Origin of the sequence: Dankookia sp. GCM10030260, from assembly GCF_042666655.1 — a bacterium.
Lineage (GTDB): Bacteria > Pseudomonadota > Alphaproteobacteria > Acetobacterales > Acetobacteraceae > Paracraurococcus.
This window is the reverse complement of sequence record NZ_JBHTDE010000007.1, coordinates 85,170-103,403: the sequence shown is the minus strand read 5'-3', so window position 1 is coordinate 103,403 and position 18,234 is coordinate 85,170. Positions and strand designations below refer to the sequence as shown.

The window sequence follows — 18,234 nt, the reverse complement described above, 5'->3', positions numbered from 1 at the left end:
CGCAACGCCGCGCGCGCCCGTCTCGCGCGCCGTTGATGCAGTGCACCGATCCGTGCAGCGCGCGGCTCAGAGCTTGGGCGCGATCCCCGACACGCCGGTCGCCGATTCCAGCTGCGCCAGCGACAGCAGATAGGCATAGCGCGCCTGGTTGGCCTGGATCCGCGTGGCGTTCAGCGTGCGCAGCGCATCCAGCACGTCGATCAAGGAACGCCCACCGGCCAGGTAGGCCTGCTCGGTGCTGCGATACGCCTCCTCGGCCCGGCTCAGCGCCCCGCCGGTGAACAGCGTCAGCAGCGCGCGGGACTGTTCGTAGGTCGCCCAGGACGCGGCGAAGTCGGCGCGGGCCTGCAGCAGCGCGGCGCGGGCCTGCGCCTCCGCCTGGCCGGCCTGGGCGCTGGCGACACCGATATTCCCCTCGACGATCCGCCGGGTGAAGATCGGCACCGACAGCTGGATGCCGAAGCTGTTCACCGCATCCAGCGGGTCGGTCGAGTTCGGCAGGTCCTGCGACAGCCGCGACCGGGCATAGCTGCCGTTCAGCGTGACGTCGCGCGACCGCCCCGCCTCGGCCAGCAGCCGGTTGGAATTCGCCGCGGCCAATTGCCGCTGCGCCGCGACGACGTCGGCTCGGGTCTCGATGCCGCGGGCCAGGTCGTCCCGCGCGATGCCCAATTGCGGCACCGCGTCGAACCGGCCACGCAGGTCGAAGGCGACCGGCGACAGGATGGTCCGCACGCTGGTCGGCGCACTGGCCGGGCCGGCCGGCGCCGCGGCCCGCTGGCTGGGTGGCACCGCGCCGAGCGACCCCGGCACCGATGGCGTGATGCCGAGGGCGCCGATCTGCCCCGCCCCCGCCTGGAAGGCGGCCGGGTCAGCCGAGAGCAGCGCCGCCACCGCGGCGACGCCGGCGGCATAGGCCTGGGCGTTGGTGGTCACGTCGGGCTCGAATTGCAGCCGGCTGGCCTGGAAGCGCAGCAGGTCGCCTTCCGGGATGGCGCCGTCGCGCAGCTGCCGGCGCAACAGGGTCTCGGTTCGGTCGAGGCTCATCCGGTTGCCCAGCGCCACTTCCAGGTTGGCCCGCGCCAGCAGCGCGCCGAGGAAGCCCTGCCGCAGGGCGAACAGCTGGGTGCGCACCGCGTCCAGCACCAGCGCCTCGGCCTGGCCGATCTGGTCCTCGGCGACCCGGGTGCGCAACGTCCGCTTGCCGCCGCGCTCGACCAGCACCGACAGGCCGGCGACGATGTTGTTGCTCGGGCTGAGGAAGCGGGCACCCTTGGTGCCGCCGCCCTTGGTCTCGTTGAACTGAGCGAAGCTGTTGCCCACCGTCACCTGCGGCGGCGGCAGGGAGGCGGCGACCAGCCGGTTGGCCCGCGCCGCATCCACGCCGCGCCGGGCGGCGATGACGCCCAGGTTGTGCTCGATCAGCAGTTGCTCCGCCTCGGCCAGGGTCAGCCGCGCCGCGTCGCGGCCCAGTGGCAAGGGCAGGCTGCCCGGCGTCGCCGGGGCGGTCTGCGCCCGGGCGGGCGATGCCAGCAGTGCCAGGCCCAGCAGGGCGATCCGCAGCCTCATGCCCGCACGCCCAGCGCCCGCGCGGCGGCGCTTTCCTGCCGCAGATGGCGCGGCTTGCCGAAGAGATCGATCATGACCGGGAAGACCACCAGGATGAAGAGCGGGACGAGGCCGATGCCGCCGACGACGACGAGGGCGAGCGGCTTCTGCACGTCGGCGCCGATGCCGGTGGCCAGCGCCATCGGCAGCAGGCCGGTGAAGCTGGCGAAGCACGTCATGAAGACCGGCCGCATGCGGTCGACCCCGGCCTGGTCCAGGGCCGTGCGCCAAGGCATGCCTTCCAGCCGCAGGTGGTTGAAGTGCGACAGCATGATGATGCCCTCCATCACCGTGATGCCGAACAATGCCAGGAAGCCGATGGCCGCGGGCACCGAGAAATTCAGCCCCGCCACCGCCAGCGCGGCGATGCCCCCGGTCAGCGACAGCGGCACGATGGCGAAGACCAGCAGCGTCTCCCGCAGCGTGTTGAACTGGACGTAGAGCAGCACGAGGATGAGCGCGAGCGCCGCCGGCACCACCACGACCAGCCGGCCGATCGCCTCCTGCAGGTTGCGGAACTCGCCGACCCAGTCCAGCCGGTAGCCCGGCGGCATCTCCACCCGTTGCGCCACCAGCTCCTGCGCCTCGGCCACCGTGGAGGCCGGGTCGCGGCCACGGACCGAGAAACGGATCGGCACGTAGCGGCTGGCATCCTCGCGGTAGATGTAGGAGACGCCGGAGACCAGGCGGATGTCCGCCACGTCGGCCAGGGTCGCCGCCCGCGTGCCGCCCACGGGTACCCGGCCGATCGCCTCCATGCTGTCGCGGAACGGCGCGTCGAGCCGCACCACCAGGGGGAAGTTGCGGTCGCCGCCGGGCTCGTAGAGCCGGCCGGCCTCGCTGCCGCCGATTGCCGCCTGCACCACCTCGTTGATGTCGCCGACCGAAAGGCCGAAGCGGGCGGCCCGCGCCCGGTCGATCTGCACCGCGACGGTCGGCTGGCCGAGCGAGCGGAACACCGCCAGGTCGGCGACGCCCTCGACCTCGGTCATCACCCTGCGGATCTCCTCCGCCTTGCGGGCGATGATGTCGAGCTCCGGCCCATAGACCTTGATGGCATTGGCGCCCTTCACGCCGGAGGCGGCCTCCTGGACGTTGTCGCTGATCGCCTGGGCATAGCTGAACTCGATGCCGACGAACTCGCGCGACAGCCGCGCCTGCATGGCATGCACCAGACCGTCGCGGTTCGGCGCGGTGGTCCACTGGTCGGGCGGCTTCAGCGGCAGGAAGAACTCGGCATTGAAGAAGCCGGCGCTGTCGGTGCCGTCGTCCGGCCGGCCCTGCTGGGACGTGGCGGTGACGACCTCGGGGAATTCCATCAGCACGCCGCGGATGCGGTTCACCGTGGCGTTGCCTTCCTCCAGGCTGATGGTGCCCGGCATGGTGGCGCGGACCCAGAGATTGCCTTCCTCGAGCGTCGGCAGGAATTCGGCGCCGAGGGTGGACAGCAGCAGCAGCGCCAGGCCGAACAGCGCCGCCGCCAGGCCGAGGCAGACCAGCCGCGCCCGCATCGCCAGCCCGTAGAGGTGGCGGTGGCAGTAGCGCAGCACGCGGACCAGGTAGGTGTCCTTCTCCCGGCTGTCCTCCTTCAGCATGGCCGCGGCCAGGGCCGGGGTGATGGTGAAGGTCGCCAGCAGGGCGCCGATGATGGCGTAGGCGTAGGTCTTCGACATCGGGCCGAAGATCCGGCCCTCGATCCCGCCGAGCGTGAACAGCGGGATGAAGGCGGCGATGATGATCAGCGCCGAGAAGAAGATCGCCTTGTCCACCTCGCCGGCCGCCCGCAGCACGGTCAGCGACAGGCCGGACAGCTCCTTCGACCCGGCCGGGGGCACGTAGCGATGCGCCGCCTGCCGGGCGAGGCCGAGATGGCGGTAGATGTTCTCCACCATGATGACGGTGGCATCGACCAGCAGGCCGAAGTCGAGCGCGCCCAGGCTGAGCAGGTTGGCGCTCTCGCCCCGGCTGAGCATGAGCAGGATGGCGAAGAGGAAGGCGAAGGGGATGGTCGCCGCCACCACCAGCGCGCCGCGGAAATCGCCGAGGAAGAGGTACTGGATCACCAGGATGAGGATCACGCCCTCGATGATGTTGTGCACCACCGTCCGCGTGGTGATCTTCACCAGGTCCTCCCGGTCATAGAGCGGGTGGATCCTGACCCCCGGCGGCAGCACGCCGCCGGCATTGATCCGCGCCACCTCGGCCTGCACGCCGCGGATGGTGGGCAGGGTCTGCTCGCCGCGCCGCATCAGCACGGTGGCCAGCACCACGTCGTCGTCGTCCTCGTGGCCGGCGATGCCGAGCCGCGGGGTATTGCCGATCTCGACCGTGGCGAGGTCGGACAGCAGCACCGGCACGCCGCCCTCGGCCGAGACCACCACGCCGCGGATGTCGTCGAGGTTGCGGATCAGGCCGATGCCCTGCACCACCGCGGCCTGCGGCCCGATCCGGATGGTGCCGGCGCCGACCGTCGCGTTGCCGGCCCGCACCGCCTGGATCACCTGCGGCAGGGTCAGGCCGTGCGCCGCCAGCCGCGGCAGGTCGACGACGATGTTGTAGCTCTTGGTCAGGCCGCCGAAGGAGGTGACGTCGATGACACCGGGCACCCGCTTGAAGCGGCGGTCCAGCACCCAGTCCTGCAGCGTCTTCAGGTCGGCCAGCGAATAGCCGGGCGGGCCGACCAGCCGGTAGCGCATGATCTCGCCGATCGGGCTGAGCGGGGAGATCTGCGGTTGGGCGCCTTCCGGCAGCCCGTCCAGCTGGCCCAGCCGGTTCAGCACCTGCTGCAGCGCCTGGTCGTAGGTGTAGTTGAAGTTGAACTGCACGCGGACGTCGGACAGGCCGAACAGGCTGGTCGAGCGCACCGAGGTCAGGTTGGGGAGGCCTGCCATCGCCACCTCGACGGGGATGGTGACGTAGCGCTCGATCTCCTCGGCGGACTGGCCGGGGTTCTGGGTGATGATGACGACCTGCGGCGGAACCGGATCCGGGTAGGCCTCGATGTTGAGCCTGGTGAAGCCGAACAGGCCGATGACGATGAAGGTGAAGAACAGCAGGATGACCAGCGGCCGGCGCTGCAGCGAGAAGGCGACGATCTGACGCATATATGGAGTCCCGGCGGGGTTCGGGGCGGCTTGCCGCCGCCCGCGTCACGTCGTTGTTCAGGTGCGGTTCCGCCCCGGCCGGGCCGGGGCGGGACGGATCAGTCGATCCGGGCGGCGCGGTCGATGAACAGGGCGCCGCCGGTGACCACGTGCTCACCCGGCTGCAGCCCTTCCGGCACCTCGACCATGTCGCCGCTGCGGATGCCGGTCTTCACCCGGCGCAGGATGAAGCGGTTGCCGTCGAGCGCGACCCAGACGCTGGCCTCGGCGCCGCGGTAGATCATCGCGTTCACCGGCACCGCCACGGCCCGCCGTTCCTCGCCGACCGAGATGCGGAAGGTGGCGAACATCTCCGGCTTCAGCAGGTGGTCAGGGTCCAGCACCTCGGCCCGCACGGTCATGCGGCGGGTGGTGGGGTCGAGCCCGGCGCTGGTGGCGGTGACGCGGGCATCGAATTCGCGCCCCGGCAGGGCGCCGACCGCGACCTTCACGCCCTGGCCGACCCGGATCAGCGGCGCGTCCAGCTCGCGCACCGCGGCGACCAGCCACATGGTGGACAGGTCGGCGATGGTGAAGACGGGTTCGGCGGCCCCGGTCGAGAGCCACTGGCCGGGGCCGACCCGGCGCTGGGTGACGGTGCCGCCGATCGGCGCCGGCACCACCACCACGGCATCGACCATGCGGGACTGCTCGATCTTGGCGATCTGCTCCGGGCTGCGGCCGAGCACGCGCAGCTTGTCGCGGCCGGCGGCCAGCGTCGCCTCGGCGCTGCGCAGGTCGGAGGCCGCGCCCATGGCGGCGACCCGGGCCTGCTCGACGTCGCGCTGCGAGGCGGCGCGGGCGGAGAACAGGCTGTTCTGCCGGCTTTCCTCCCGCTTCGCCTGGTCGAGCGCGGCGCGCGCCTTGCCGGCGGCATCGGCGGCGGCGAGCAGGTCGTTGGCGGCGCCGGCGAGGTCGGTGGTCTCGATCTCCAGCAGCGGGTCGCCGGCCTGCACCGTGTCGCCCATCCGCGCCAGGGCGCGGACCACACGCCCGTTATAGGGTGAGAAGACCGGGGTCGCGCGATCGTCGTTGTAGGCGATGCGGCCTTCCGCCACCCGCTCGGCATGGAAGTCGCGCAGCTGCATCTCCTCGATCCGCAGCGCCCGCATCTCGTTGTCGGACAGCCGGAACTCGCCCTGCGACATCGGCTCGGTCACGCTGGCGGCGGGCGAGATCGGCACCACCAGCGGCTGGTGGGTAAAGAAGTAGCCGGCGGCACCCCCGCCGGCGAGCAGCAGCAGCAGGGCGGGAATCCAGAGCCGGCGACGCGACGGCGGCGCTGCGGCGACCGGCGGCTCGGCCGCGGCTTCCACCGGCGGAACGCTGGGGGAGGGCGGCACGGCGACGCTTTGCACTGGTTGCCGCATGACGGTGTCCGCCGGCACAGGATGCGGCTGGGGGATCATGTTCATTGGTCAGTAGGACCCGCCGCTCGCCGCATTGCCGTGTGCCTCCCCCCGATATCCCGTTGACGCCCCGGGACATCGCGGGCCGGCTGGGGCAGTGGTCTACCCCAGTACCCGGCACATTGCACCAAGGCGCATTACGCGGACATTGGGCGAAACCTGAACGCTAGGAAAGTCCGATCATCGTCCCGCGTCTCATGCTGCGGCACAGCATGCACGGAACGCGACATCCCACGGGTCGCGTTCCGCGCGCATCGCTAGATCATCAGCTCGATCAGGAAGGGCCCGGGCCGGGCGAAGGACTGCGCCATCAGGTCGCCCAGCGCGTCCAGCGTGCTGGCCTGCGCCGCCTCGACCCCCATCGAATTGGCCAATTGAACCCAATTCAGGTCGGGGTTGCCGAGGTCGAGCATGTCCATCGCCGTCCGCCCCGGATTGGCGCCGACATTCTGGTACTCCCCGATCAGGATCTGGTACTTGCGGTTCGAGAGAAGCACGGTGGTCACCGGCAGCTTCTCCCGGGCCTGGGTCCAGAGCGCCTGCGGCGTATACATGGCGCTGCCATCGGCCTGCAGCGCGATCACCCGGCGCCCGGCGGCGCCGATCGCCGCCCCCACCGCGACCGGCGGGCCATAGCCGATGGCACCGCCGCAATTCTGCAGCCAGTCATGCGCCGGCGCGGCATAGGTCTCGGGGAAGAAGCCGCGGCCGTAGGTCACGCTCTCGTCCACGATGACCGAGTCATCGGGCATCAGCGCCGCCACGGTGCGGGCCAGCCCCTCCGGGCTCAACCCGCCGCGCGGCGCCTGCGGCCGCGGCCCCGGGTTCGGCATCGCCGCCTTCGGCGCGCCAAGCGCGTCCGCCAGCGCCCGCAGCGCCCCCTCGGCATCCTGGTCGAGGCGCGTGAGCAGGTGGATCTCGCATTCCGGCGGCCAGAAGCGGCTGGGCTTGCCGGGATAGCCGAAGAAGCCGATCGGCTCCTTGGCATTGACCAGCACCAGGTGCTCGATGCCCTTCAGGGCGGCGACCGCCTGCTCGTTCACATAGGGCACGCGGTCGAGCGCCAGGCGCCCCTGGCCGCGCTGGATGCGGGCGTTGGAGCCCTCGGCCAGCAGCCGGCAGCCGGTCGCGGCCGCGATCCGGTTGGCCTGGACCTGGGCGCCTTCCCTGAGCGCCAGGCCGCCGAGCAGCAGCAGCACGTTCTTCTTGCCGCGCAGCACCCGTGCCGCCTGCTCCACCTGATGCGGATCGGCCTGCGGCACCGCGGGGACGGTCAGCGGCGCCGCCACCACGCCGCCCTCGTTCCAGGACGAATCGGAGGGCAGGATCAAGGTCGCCACCTGGCCAGGCGAGGTACGGGCGGCCTGCACCGCCATCGCCGCATCGGCGCCGACATCCTCGGCGCGGGAGGAGGTGCGGATGAAGGCGGAGACGCCGCGCGCCCAGCCCTCGGCATCCGCGGTCAGCGGCGCGTCGAACGGCCGGTGGTAGACCGCCTGGTCGCCGACCACGTTGACGATGCCGGACCGGGCGCGTCGGGCGTCGTGCAGGCCGGCGAGGCCGTTGGCCAAGCCAGGGCCGCAATGCAGCAGGGTGGCGGCCGGCTTGTCGGCCATCCGCCAGTAGCCGTCCGCCGCGCCGGTGACGATGTTCTCCTGCAGGCCGAGGACGCAGCGCATGCCGGGGACGCGGTCGAGGGCTGCGACGAAATGCATCTCGCTGGTGCCGGGATTGGCGAAGCAGACATCGACGCCCCCCCCGAGCAGCGTCTTCACCAGGCTTTCGGCTCCGTTCACGGCAATTCCCTTCCCAGGCGGTTCCACCGGCCAAGGTGCGCGGGCCGGCGCCCGGCCGCAAGATGCCGAGGGGTAGCGTGACAAGCGGGCCGGGAGGGCGATAGCGTAACAGATGCTCCGCATCCTCCTGTTCGGCTTCGCCGCCGGCTTCGTCGCGGTCCCGGTCTTCCACCAGGGCACGGCCTTCCTGCTGCACACCGTCGGCAATGATATCCCGGCGGTGGTGGCTTTCCTCGGCAAGACCGGGGCGCCGTTCAACATGGCGCCAACCAAGCCGCTCGGCGTGCCGGTGATCGGCTCCCAGGCCTTCTGGGGCGGGGTCTGGGGCATGCTGCTGGCGCTGATCCTGGTGAAGCTGCGGCCGCCGGCGATCCTGTTCGGCACCGTCTTCGGCGCCCTGGCGCTGACCGCGGTGGCGGTGACGCTGGTGCCGTACCTGAAGGGCCTGCCGACCTGGAACGGCGCGATCCCCTGGCGCGGGCTGCTCTACAACGGTGCCTGGGGCTTCGGCGTGGCGCTGCTGCTGCTCATGCCGCTCGGGCTGCGGCGGTAGCCCCCCCTGCTGACGCTTGCGCCGGCGGCTGGGCGTGCCACCTTCCCGGTGACGAGGACCTTCGGGGAGAACGACCGGATGACCATCCACCGTTTCACCGTCTCGCGCCGTACGGCGCTCGGCCTGGTCGGCGCCGGGGCGCCGCTGCTGGCGGCCGTCCCCTCCCCCGCCCGGGCCCAGCCGAAACTCGACAAGGTGAGCTTCATCACCAACTGGCGCGCCCAGGCGGAACATGGCGGCTTCTACCAGGCCCAGGCGGCCGGCCTCTATCGCGCGGCGGGGCTCGAGGTCGAGCTGCGCACCGGCGGGCCGCAGATCAACCCGGCGCAGCTGCTGCTCGGCGGCCGGGTCGACATGGCCATGGGCAACGGGCTCTCGGCGCTGAATTTCGTGCGGGAGGGCATCCCCTTCCTCTGCATCGGCGCCATCTTCCAGAAGGACATGCAGGTCCTGATCGCCCACCCGAACACCGGCTTCACCGGATTCGAGGCGCTGCGCGGCCGCACCATCCTGGTCGGCGCCGAGGCGCGGGTGACCTGGTGGCCCTTCCTGGTGAGGAAATACGGCCTGAAGGAGGACCAGCTGCGGCCCTATACCTTCAACATGCAGCCCTTCCTGGCGGACAGGCAGGTGGTGCAGCAGGGCTATCTGGGGTCCGAGCCCTTCACCATCCGCCAGGCCGGGGTGAATCCCGACATGCTGCTGCTGCACGATGCCGGCTTCGAGAATTACGGCACCACCATCAATATCGGCGCGAAGACCCTGGCCGACCGGCGCGAGGTGATCCAGCGCTTCGTCGACGCCACCATGGCGGGCTGGGACCAGTACCTGAAGGGCCCGGCCGGGGGGGTGGACACCGCGCCCGCCAATGCGCTGATCAAGGCGGCCAACCCGGAGATGGGCGATGAGCTCATCGCCTTCGGCACCCGCATGATGAACGAGGCGGGGATCGTCCGGTCGGGCGATGCGGCGACGCTCGGGATCGGCGCCATGACCGAGGCGCGCTGGCAGCGCTTCCATGCGGCGATGGCCGATATCGGCGTGCTGCCGGCGGCGCTGGACTGGCGGAAGGCGTTCGATGCTTCGCTGGTGAACAAGGGGATCGGCAAGGCCTGAGTCGGAAGCAGGCTTGGGGCGGGAAAGGTGGTCCCTCCCCATTGGACGCACCGGGTCCCACGGGAGGATGCCGCTTTCCCGGCCGCGCCTGACATGGGCCACTGCCCCCTGCCGCGTCGCAACCTTTCGGCAGGGCCGACGCTTCACCCCGCGGCCCGTGGCGTGCATCCTGGCGCCGCCGGAGCCCGGGGGAAGGCGCATGCGGGCGCAGCGGCTGACGATCCTCATCATGGTCGGTATGGTCCTCGGGATCGCGGTCGGCCATTTCTGCCACATCCTCTGGCCCGACCCGGACACCGCCAAGGCGATCGCCGGCTACATCTCCCTCGTCACCGACATCTTCCTGCGGCTGATCAAGATGATCATCGCGCCGCTGGTCTTCTCGACCCTGGTGGTCGGCGTCGCCCATATGGGCGACACCAGGGCGGTCGGGCGGATCGGCGCCAAGGCGATGCTGTGGTTCGTCTCGGCCTCCGTCGTCTCCCTGGTGCTGGGGATGGTGCTTGTGAACATCCTGCAGCCGGGGGCGCGGCTGGACATGCCGCTGCCGGATGCCGCGGCGGCCAGCGGGATCGGCACCTCCTCGCTCTCGTTGAAGGACTTCGTCGCGCATCTGGTGCCGCGCTCGATCTTCGAGGCGATGGCGACCAACGAGATCCTGCAGATCGTCGTCTTCTCCATCTTCTTCGGCGTCGCCTGCGCGGCGCTGGGGGAGAAGGCCAAGACCGTGGTCGCCTGGTGCGAGGAGATCAGCCACGTCATCCTCAAGGTGACCGGCTACATCATGCTGATGGCGCCGCTGGCGGTCTTCGCCTCGATGGCGGCGATCATCACCACCCAGGGCTTGGGCATCCTCGTCACCTACGGGGTCTTCGTCGCCGAATTCTACCTCGGCCTGGCGATCCTCTGGTGCCTGCTGGCCGCGGTCGGCTTCCTGATCTTCGGCCGCCGGGTCTTCGAGCTGATCAGCCTGATCCGCCAGCCCTTCCTGCTCGCCTTCAGCACCGCGAGCTCGGAGGCGGCCTATCCGCAGCTGATGGAGCAGCTGGTGCGCTTCCCCGTGTCGCGGAAGGTGATCAGCTTCGTGCTGCCCTTGGGGTACAGCTTCAACCTCGACGGCTCGATGATGTACTGCACCTTCGCCACCATCTTCATCGCCCAGGCCTACAACATCGAGCTCTCGATGGGCCAGCAGATCACCATGCTGCTGCTGCTGATGCTGACCAGCAAGGGCATGGCCGGCGTCCCGCGGGCCTCGCTCGTGGTCATCGCGGCGACGCTGGCGACCTTCAACATCCCCGAGGCCGGGCTGCTGCTGATCATCGGCATCGACCAGTTCCTCGACATGGGGCGCTCGGCGACCAACGTCATCGGCAACTCGCTGGCCACCGCCGTGGTCGGCAAGTGGGAAGGCGAGATGGCGCCCGAGCCGGAGGACCGTGCCGACGCGGCCAGCGACCAGGAGGGCTATGCAGCGGCCGGACGAGTCGCCTGACCCCACCCAGGCCGATACATGAAGAAACGCTCATGTTCACCGATCGTTAGCGCCGAAAGCATCCCATCGGGACCGTAGATGGAGATGCCCCGATGTTCGGCAGTTTCAAACGCGATGCCGGCGCCGCGCCGAGGCTGGCGGCCCTGGATGCCGTGCATACCAGGATCATGGTCGCCGACGACGATCTTACCATCACCTACATGAACCCGGCGGTCGTCGAGCTGATGCGGGAAGCCGAGGCCGATCTGCGGAGGGAATTGCCCCGCTTCAACCTGGCCACCCTGATCGGCAGCAATATCGACGTCTTCCACAAGAACCCGACGCATCAGCGGCAGATGCTGGCGGGGCTGAACAAGCCGCATGCCGCGACCATCAAAGTCGGCCGGCACGTCTTCGACCTTCTGGTCACCCCGCTGCGGCAGGATGGCCGGCGGCTCGGCTACGTGGTGGAGTGGGCGGATGCGAAGGAGCGGCTGCTCAACCTCGACTACGCGGCGCAGATGAAGGCGGTCGACCGTGCCCAGGCCGTCGTTGCCTTCGCCCCCGACGGCACGCTGCTGCAGGCCAACGAGAATTTCCTGCAGGCGATGGGCTATTCCCCCGCCGAGGTGGCCGGCAAGCACCAGTCCATGTTCATCGACCCCGCCCAGCGCGACAGCGCGGACTATAAGGAATTCTGGGCAGCGCTGCGGCGCGGTGAGCCGCAGGCGGGTCAGTTCCGCCGCATCGGCAAGGGCGGCCGGCCGGTCTGGGTCGAGGGCTCCTACAACCCTATCCTCGACATGCACGGCAAGGTCACCAAGGTGGTGAAATTCGCCAGCGACGTGACCAGCCAGATCGCCCTGCTCGCCGACCTCAAGAAGCTCATCGACATCAACTTCGGCGAGATCGACGGCGCCATCGACCGCTCGACGCGGGAAGCCGGCTCTGCCTCCCATGCAGCGGAGGAGACCTCGAGCAACGTGCAGATGGTCGCCGCCAGCGCCGAGGAACTCGCCGCCTCAATCGCCGAGATCGCCCACAACATGGCCAAGTCGCGCACCGCGACCGAGGACGCCTTCGCCCAGGCCAATGCCGGCGGCGAGAGCACCGGGCAGTTGACCAACGCCGCCCAAGCGATGAACGGCGTGGTCGGGCTGATCCAGGGCATCGCCGGGCAGATCAACCTGCTGGCGCTGAACGCGACGATCGAGGCGGCACGGGCCGGCGATGCCGGCAAGGGTTTCGCCGTGGTCGCCTCGGAGGTGAAGAACCTGGCCAACCAGGCGGCCAAGGCGACCGAACAGATCTCGCGCGAGATCGAGGGCATCCAGGCGACCTCGGCCACGGTCGCCGCGGCGCTGACCGCGATCCGCGGCGCGGTCGAGGCGGTGCGGGAGCATGTGGCGGTGACCGCCTCGGCGGTCGAGGAACAGAGCGCGGTGACCCGCAGCATGTCGGCCAACATGCAGTCTGCCGCCAATGCGGTGCAGACCGTCTCGGGCAACATCACGGAAATCGCCTCCGCGGTGCACCAGGCCGCGGGTGCGGTGACCAAGACCAAGGAGGCCGCGGCCGTCCTGGTGCACTGAAATTGCAAAAGGAGCGGCCTGGCGGCCGCTCCCTTGCACCATGCCGTCCCGGCCCGGCTCGGTTCAGCCGCGGTCGAGGTAGCTCCGCAGCGCCCGGCCGCGCTGGCCGTTCTGCAGCTTCTTCAGCGCCTTGGCCTCGATCTGCCGGATGCGCTCCCGCGTCACGTTGAAGGTCTTGCCGACCTCCTCCAGCGTGTGGTCGCGCTCCATGCCGATGCCGAAGCGCATCCGCAGGATCCGCTCCTCGCGCGGCGTCAGGTCGGACAGCACCCGCGCCGCGGCCTCCCGCAGGCCGGACCGCGCCACCGCCTCGAAGGGGTGGATCGCGTTGCGGTCCTCGATCAGGTCGCCCAGGCGCCCGTCGTCCTCCTCGCCGATCGGCGTATCCAGGCTGACCGGCTCGCGGACGATGCCCTGCACCGACTTCACCTTCTCGGTCGGCACGCCGAGCCGCACCGCCAGTTCCTCGGCGGTCGGCTCGCGCCCGGTGCGGTGCGCCAGGATGCGGCCGAGGCGGGCGATCTTCGAGGCCGTCTCCGCCATGTGGACCGGCACGCGGATGGTCCGCGCCTGGTCGGCGATGGCGCGCGTCATCGCCTGCCGCACCCACCAGGTGGCGTAGGTCGAGAACTTGAACCCCTTGCGCCAGTCGAACTTCTCGACCGCCCGCATCAGGCCGATATTGCCTTCCTGGATCAGGTCGCCCAGCAGCAGGCCGCGGTTGCGGTACTTGCGGGCGATATGCACGACCAGGCGCAGGTTGGCCCGGGTCAGCTCCTCCTTCGCCCGGCGCATGTCGCGCTCGCCGCGGCTCATCTCGGCATGCAGGCGGCGCAGCGAGGCGGCGGCGACGCCGGCCTCGACCTCGACCGCACCGACCTCGACACGGATCTCCCGCAGCTCGCCGCCGGCGGCCTTCAACTTGGTCGCCAGCTTGGCCGTGCCGGCCTCGCCGCCGTCCCACAGCTTCAGGAAGTCGTCGCGGCTGACCTTGGCCGTGGCCGCCAGCCGCAGCGCACGGCCGTCGAGCGCGGTCAGCTTGCGGTGCGCCGCGCGCACCGCCTCGATCAGCGTCTCGATCCGGTCGGCGCGCAGCCGCAGCGCCGCGACCAGGGCCGCGGTTTCGGTCGCCGGGGCATCCGGGTCGCCCGACAGGGCGGCATCGAAGGCGACCAGGATCTCCGGCCGCAGCCGCTGGTCGAGCGTGCCCTCCGTCGCCTCGCTCTCCTCGCCCTCGGCCGGTGCCTCCGCCGCGGCGGCCATGGCCTCCAGCTCGACCAGGTCGCGCAGCGGCAATTGGCCCGCGGCGACGGCATCGCGCCAGGCGCCGAGCTGGGCGCGGGTCGCCGGGCAGGCGCCGAGCGCCCCCAGCATCGCCTCGCGGCCGGCCTCGATCCGCTGGGCGAGCGCGACTTCCTGCTCGCGCGTCAGCAACTCGGTGCGCGATGCCTCGCGCAGGAACATGCGCACCGGGTCGTCGGTCCGGCCCAGCGAGGCTTCGTCGTAATTGCCGGCAGCGGGCTGCGCGGCCTCGGCGGCGGGGGCGGCCTCGCCGTCCTCGCTCTCCTCCTCGACGAGTTCCTCGGGGGCGTCGTCGCCCTCCTCGGCCGCCTCGCCTTCCTCCCAAGCGGCATGATCCTCACCCGGGACACGAGCCACCAGATCATCGAAGGCAGGCGCGCCGTGGGGACGCGAGACCCGGATCTCGGGCTCGCCCTCATCCAGCATCGTCTCGGTGACAAACCCGTCCATCACTCGATCCACTCCTCGGCGGGCCTTCGCGGGCCCGCTGCATGTCGGCCAGCACCCATGCGGCGCGACCCTCAAACGACGAAACGCCGGCCGGGCCGCAAAGGCGGCACGGAGGAGCGAAGGCCGTGAGGGAGGCACGCCACCGGGGGGTGCAGGGGGATGTGGTGATAGACGCAAGCGTTAACCAGCCCCGCTGCGCAATTGGCAGGGCTGGGTTGCGTCGACGGCATGGGTGCCGCTCAAGCTCGTCTCTAGGCACCGCCAAGAGGGCGGGTCAAGGGAGACAGGCGGAATTTTGGTTGACTTTTCGTGAGTCGGGCGAGCGCGGCATTCGCCGGCCCGACCAGCCTCCGTGCCGCATCCCACCGAGCCCTCCAGGCCCGAGCCTGCCGTCCGCTTTCGCCCGCCCTATCGCGGCGGTACCCTCAGCACCATCCCCGGCCGCAAGGCCCCGGCACCCGACAGCACCGCGGCGTTGCATTCCAGCAACCAGCCGGCGCCCGCCGTGTCGTGATAGTGCCGCGCCGCGATCCCCTCCAGCGTCTCGCCCGGCTGCACCAGGTGCAGGATGCTGCCGCCCGGGCCATAGCCGGTATCGCCCGGGTCCGGCACCGCGCGGTGCACCGCGCGCTCGGCGGCTTCGGTGCTGGCGCTGCCCGCCGGTAGACGGGCGAAGCCGCCCAGCGTGTCCAGCAGCCCGGAGCCGCGCGCCACGGTCAGCCGGTCCTCCACCCGCGCGATGCCCTGCAGGTTGCCCACCACGAGCAGCACGCGTTCCCGCGTCGCCTCGTCCGGCACCTGGCCTTCCAGCGTCGCGGCATCGTCGTGCCGGGTGATCATCACCCCCTGCCGCGTCAGGCCAAGCTCGGCGAGCCTGTCGCTGATGGCGGCGGCGGTCGGCGCTCCGCCGTCCAGGGCCAGGCCGGCCTCGGCGGGGAAGCGGTAGGTGGGCATGTCGTACCTCCCTGAAACGTGGTGCAAAACGCCAACGCCGGCACGCGGGTTGCGCCGCCATGCGCGTCGCACCACCCTTTCCCGCATGGAAGAGATCCCCTTGCTGGTGCAGCCCGATCCCGCCGATCCGCGGCTGACGCGGCGCGTCACCGGCATCGACCAGACCGGCGCACCGATCGAGGCCAGCGTAACCGTCGAACGGCCGCTGACGCTCTACCTGAATGGGCAGGAGATCGTCACGATGATGACGATTCTCGACCGGCCGGAGGATCTGGCGCTGGGCTACCTGCTGAACCAGGGCATGCTGCGGCGGGACGATGCCGTCACCGGCGTGGAGTACGACGACGACCTGCAGGTGGTGGTGGTGCGGACCGAACGCCGCACCGACTACGAGGCCAAGCTGAAGAAGAAGACGCTGACCAGCGGCTGCGCCCAGGGCACCGCCTTCGGCGACCTGCTGGAGGATTTTTCCAGGGCGCGGCTTCCGCCATCCGCCGAGATCCGGACCAGCTGGCTGTATCGCCTGCTGCACCGGATCAACACCCTGCCGACGCTGTATCTGGAGGCCGGCGCCATCCATGGCTGCGCGCTCTGCGAGCGGGACCGGCCGCTGGTCTACATGGAGGATGTCGGCCGGCACAACGCGGTGGACAAGATCGCCGGCTGGATGTTCCGCAACGCCTGCCCGCCCGGCGACAAGGTCTTCTACACGACGGGGCGGCTGACCTCCGAGATGGTGATCAAGACGGTGCGGATGGGCATCCCCATCCTGGTCTCCCGCAGCGGCTTCACCGCATGGGGGGTGGAGCTGGCGCAGGAGGTCGGCCTGACGCTGATCGGCCGCTGCAAGGGCAAGCGGTTCACCGCCCTGGCCGGGACCGAACGGATCGTCTTCGACGCCGACCTGGATTACGTCGCGGAGGAAAGCGCCCGGCACTGGCGGAAGAACAGCCGGGAGGCCTTGGGTGAATAACGTCATCGCCGTCGTCCTGGCCGGCGGCCTCGCCCGGCGGATGGGCGGCGGCGACAAGCCGCTGCGGCCGCTCGGCGGCCGGCCGCTGCTGGACCACGTGCTGGCCCGGGTCGCGCCGCAGGTGGCCGGCGTCATCCTCAACGCCAATGGCGATCCGGCGCGTTTCGCTTCCTACGGGCTGCCGGTGGTCGCCGACCCGCTGCCGGATTTCCCGGGGCCGCTGGCCGGGGTGCTGGCCGGGCTCGACTGGGCGGCGGCGCACCGGCCGGAGATCCCGACGGTGCTGTCGGTCCCCGGCGATGGCCCCTTCCTGCCGGCCGACCTGGTGGAGCGGCTGGAGGCGGCGCGCGCCGCGGCCGGGGTGCCGATGGCCTGCGCCGCATCCGGCGGCTGGACCCATCCGCCGATCGCCCTCTGGCCCGTGGCGCTGCGCGGCGAACTCCGCGCCGCCCTGCTGGCCGGGGAGAAGAAGATCGACCGCTGGACCGCCCGCTTCGGCTGCGCCGCGGCGGAATGGCCGACCGACCCGATCGACCCCTTCTTCAACGCCAATGCGCCGGAGGACCTGGCCGCGGCCGAAGGCCTCTTGCAAGGCAACTGACGCGGACCCATACGCAGACCGCTGAACCCAAGGGAGACCGCCGACGTGAAGGCCATCCTCACCGGCATCCTCGCCGCCCTCGCCATCGCGGTCTGCGCAGCGGTGGTGCTGGACACCGAATTCCAGAAGACCGCGGCCGACCGCTTCCAGACCGAGGGCGTGCGGCTGTAGCGATTAGCCGGGCGCAGCGTGGCGGCCGATGCCGCGATTCCTCCGCCGCCACTCCAGCCTCCTCGTCATCCTGTCGATCGGCCTCGTCTCCGGCAGCCTGGTCTGGGTGCTGCATGGGCCCGAGGCCTTCCGCCGCGCGCTCGGCGTCGCCTTCGATGTCTTCCTCACCGTGCTGCCGGCGCTGCTGGCCGGGCTGCTGCTGGCCGGCAGCCTGAAGCAGCTGGTCCCGCCCGGCGCCCTGGCGAAGTGGATGGGCGCAGAATCGGGGACGCGCGGGCTGCTGGTGGCGACGCTCTGCGGCATGGCGATGCCGGGCGGGCCGATGGCGGCCTTCCCGCTGGTCCTCGTCCTGGCCCAGGCCGGGGCCGACCGCGGCGCGCTGATCGCCTTCATCGTCGCCTGGGCGCTGAACGGCTTCCAGCGCGTGCTGGTCTGGGAGGTGCCGCTGCTCGGCGCCGATTTCGCCCTGCTGCGCTTCCTCTGCGGATTGCCGCTCTCGGTCGTCGCCGGCGCCGTCGCGCGCCGCATCCCCATCGCCTGGGTGCCACCCGGCACCTCCTCCGGAACCCGCGCGTGAGCATCGGCCAGGCGATCCTGCTGGTCCTGGCGCTCGGCGCCTTCGGCCTGACGCTGCGGCGCGGCGTGCCGACGGCGCAGCGGGCGCTGCGGGAGACCGGCGAGACCATCCTCCGCGTCCTGCCGCTGCTGCTGGCCGCGCTGCCCATGGCGGCCTTCCTGGCCGAGCTGATCCCGGCCGACCTCGCCGCCGGCTGGCTCGGGCCGGAATCGGGCCTCGCCGGCATCGCCATCGCCGCCTTCGCCGGCGGCTTCATCCCGGGCGGCCCCTTCGTCTCCTTCCCGCTGGTGCTGACCTTCATCAAGGCGGGCGCAGGCGGGCCGCAGATGGTGGCGCTGATCACCGGCTGGGCGATCCTCGGCTTCCACCGGGTGATCGCCTGGGAATGGCCGGTGCTCGGCGGGCGCTTCATCCTGATCCGGCTGCTGGCGTCCGGCCTGCTGCCGATCCTGGCGGGCGTGCTGGCGCAGTGGCTGCTGCCGCTGTTCCCGCACGCCCTCGTCAGACCTTGAGCC

Annotated in this window: 15 protein-coding genes; 9 read left to right on the top strand and 6 right to left on the bottom strand. The window is 71.0% G+C overall.

Annotated features, from left to right (window positions below; genetic code table 11):
* Positions 1-66: 66 nt before the first annotated feature.
* From ACFQS7_RS20860 to ACFQS7_RS20845, 4 genes are all read right to left on the bottom strand, one after another.
* Positions 67-1,569: a TolC family protein gene (locus tag ACFQS7_RS20860; protein WP_380069061.1), complete on the bottom strand. Its 1,503-nt coding sequence runs from the start codon at positions 1,567-1,569 to the stop codon at positions 67-69.
* Positions 1,566-4,712, bottom strand: a complete 3,147-nt coding sequence (locus tag ACFQS7_RS20855; RefSeq protein WP_380069060.1) for an efflux RND transporter permease subunit — start codon at positions 4,710-4,712, stop codon at positions 1,566-1,568. The genes ACFQS7_RS20860 and ACFQS7_RS20855 overlap by 4 nt, the downstream gene beginning before the upstream one ends.
* 98 nt (positions 4,713-4,810) lie before the next feature.
* Positions 4,811-6,121 (bottom strand): efflux RND transporter periplasmic adaptor subunit, encoded by a 1,311-nt coding sequence (locus ACFQS7_RS20850; RefSeq protein WP_380069059.1) that lies wholly within the window; start codon positions 6,119-6,121, stop codon positions 4,811-4,813.
* 296 nt (positions 6,122-6,417) lie between these two features.
* The gene (locus ACFQS7_RS20845; protein ID WP_380069058.1) at positions 6,418-7,956 is read right to left on the bottom strand and encodes an acetolactate synthase large subunit; all 1,539 of its coding nucleotides are present in this window, start codon (positions 7,954-7,956) and stop codon (positions 6,418-6,420) included.
* 112 nt (positions 7,957-8,068) lie between these two features.
* Between ACFQS7_RS20845 and ACFQS7_RS20840 the strand changes: the two genes are divergently transcribed.
* The 4 genes from ACFQS7_RS20840 to ACFQS7_RS20825 all read left to right on the top strand — a co-directional run bounded on the left by ACFQS7_RS20840 (position 8,069) and on the right by ACFQS7_RS20825 (position 12,691).
* Positions 8,069-8,509 carry a hypothetical protein gene (locus tag ACFQS7_RS20840; protein ID WP_380069057.1) on the top strand — a complete coding sequence of 147 codons (441 nt, stop codon included), beginning with the start codon at positions 8,069-8,071 and terminating at the stop codon, positions 8,507-8,509.
* Between the two features lie 78 nt (positions 8,510-8,587).
* The gene (locus ACFQS7_RS20835) at positions 8,588-9,625 is read left to right on the top strand and encodes an ABC transporter substrate-binding protein (protein ID WP_380069056.1); all 1,038 of its coding nucleotides are present in this window, start codon (positions 8,588-8,590) and stop codon (positions 9,623-9,625) included.
* Between the two features lie 199 nt (positions 9,626-9,824).
* Positions 9,825-11,120 carry a dicarboxylate/amino acid:cation symporter gene (locus ACFQS7_RS20830; RefSeq protein ID WP_380069055.1) on the top strand — a complete coding sequence of 432 codons (1,296 nt, stop codon included), beginning with the start codon at positions 9,825-9,827 and terminating at the stop codon, positions 11,118-11,120.
* Positions 11,121-11,212: 92 nt separating this feature from the next.
* A complete protein-coding gene (locus tag ACFQS7_RS20825) occupies positions 11,213-12,691 on the top strand; it encodes a methyl-accepting chemotaxis protein (RefSeq protein WP_380069054.1) in 1,479 nt (492 codons plus the stop codon).
* Positions 12,692-12,754: 63 nt separating this feature from the next.
* Here ACFQS7_RS20825 and ACFQS7_RS20820 read toward each other — a convergent pair whose 3' ends face one another.
* Together ACFQS7_RS20820 and ACFQS7_RS20815 are read right to left on the bottom strand one after the other, a co-directional pair.
* Entirely contained in the window at positions 12,755-14,443 is a 1,689-nt protein-coding gene (locus ACFQS7_RS20820; protein ID WP_380069053.1) for a sigma-70 family RNA polymerase sigma factor, read from the bottom strand.
* A gap of 408 nt (positions 14,444-14,851) precedes the next feature.
* Positions 14,852-15,397, bottom strand: coding sequence for a BON domain-containing protein (locus tag ACFQS7_RS20815; RefSeq protein ID WP_380069052.1), 546 nt, complete (start codon positions 15,395-15,397; stop codon positions 14,852-14,854).
* 85 nt (positions 15,398-15,482) lie between these two features.
* Here ACFQS7_RS20815 and fdhD point away from each other — a divergent pair, with 85 nt between their 5' ends.
* From fdhD to ACFQS7_RS20790, 5 genes are read left to right on the top strand one after another with little or no spacing between them, the layout of a single operon-like run.
* The gene (gene fdhD / locus ACFQS7_RS20810) at positions 15,483-16,370 is read left to right on the top strand and encodes a formate dehydrogenase accessory sulfurtransferase FdhD (protein ID WP_380069051.1); all 888 of its coding nucleotides are present in this window, start codon (positions 15,483-15,485) and stop codon (positions 16,368-16,370) included.
* On the top strand, positions 16,363-16,971 hold the full coding sequence (gene mobA / locus ACFQS7_RS20805) for a molybdenum cofactor guanylyltransferase MobA (protein ID WP_380069050.1): 609 nt from the start codon (positions 16,363-16,365) through the stop codon (positions 16,969-16,971). Before fdhD ends, mobA begins: the two co-directional genes overlap by 8 nt.
* Positions 16,972-17,016: 45 nt before the next feature.
* Positions 17,017-17,142, top strand: a complete 126-nt coding sequence (locus ACFQS7_RS20800) for a hypothetical protein (RefSeq protein ID WP_380069049.1) — start codon at positions 17,017-17,019, stop codon at positions 17,140-17,142.
* A 28-nt stretch (positions 17,143-17,170) separates the two neighbouring features.
* Positions 17,171-17,719 carry a permease gene (locus ACFQS7_RS20795; protein WP_380069048.1) on the top strand — a complete coding sequence of 183 codons (549 nt, stop codon included), beginning with the start codon at positions 17,171-17,173 and terminating at the stop codon, positions 17,717-17,719.
* Positions 17,716-18,231 (top strand): hypothetical protein, encoded by a 516-nt coding sequence (locus ACFQS7_RS20790; protein ID WP_380069047.1) that lies wholly within the window; start codon positions 17,716-17,718, stop codon positions 18,229-18,231. The genes ACFQS7_RS20795 and ACFQS7_RS20790 overlap by 4 nt, the downstream gene beginning before the upstream one ends.
* Positions 18,232-18,234: the final 3 nt, after the last annotated feature.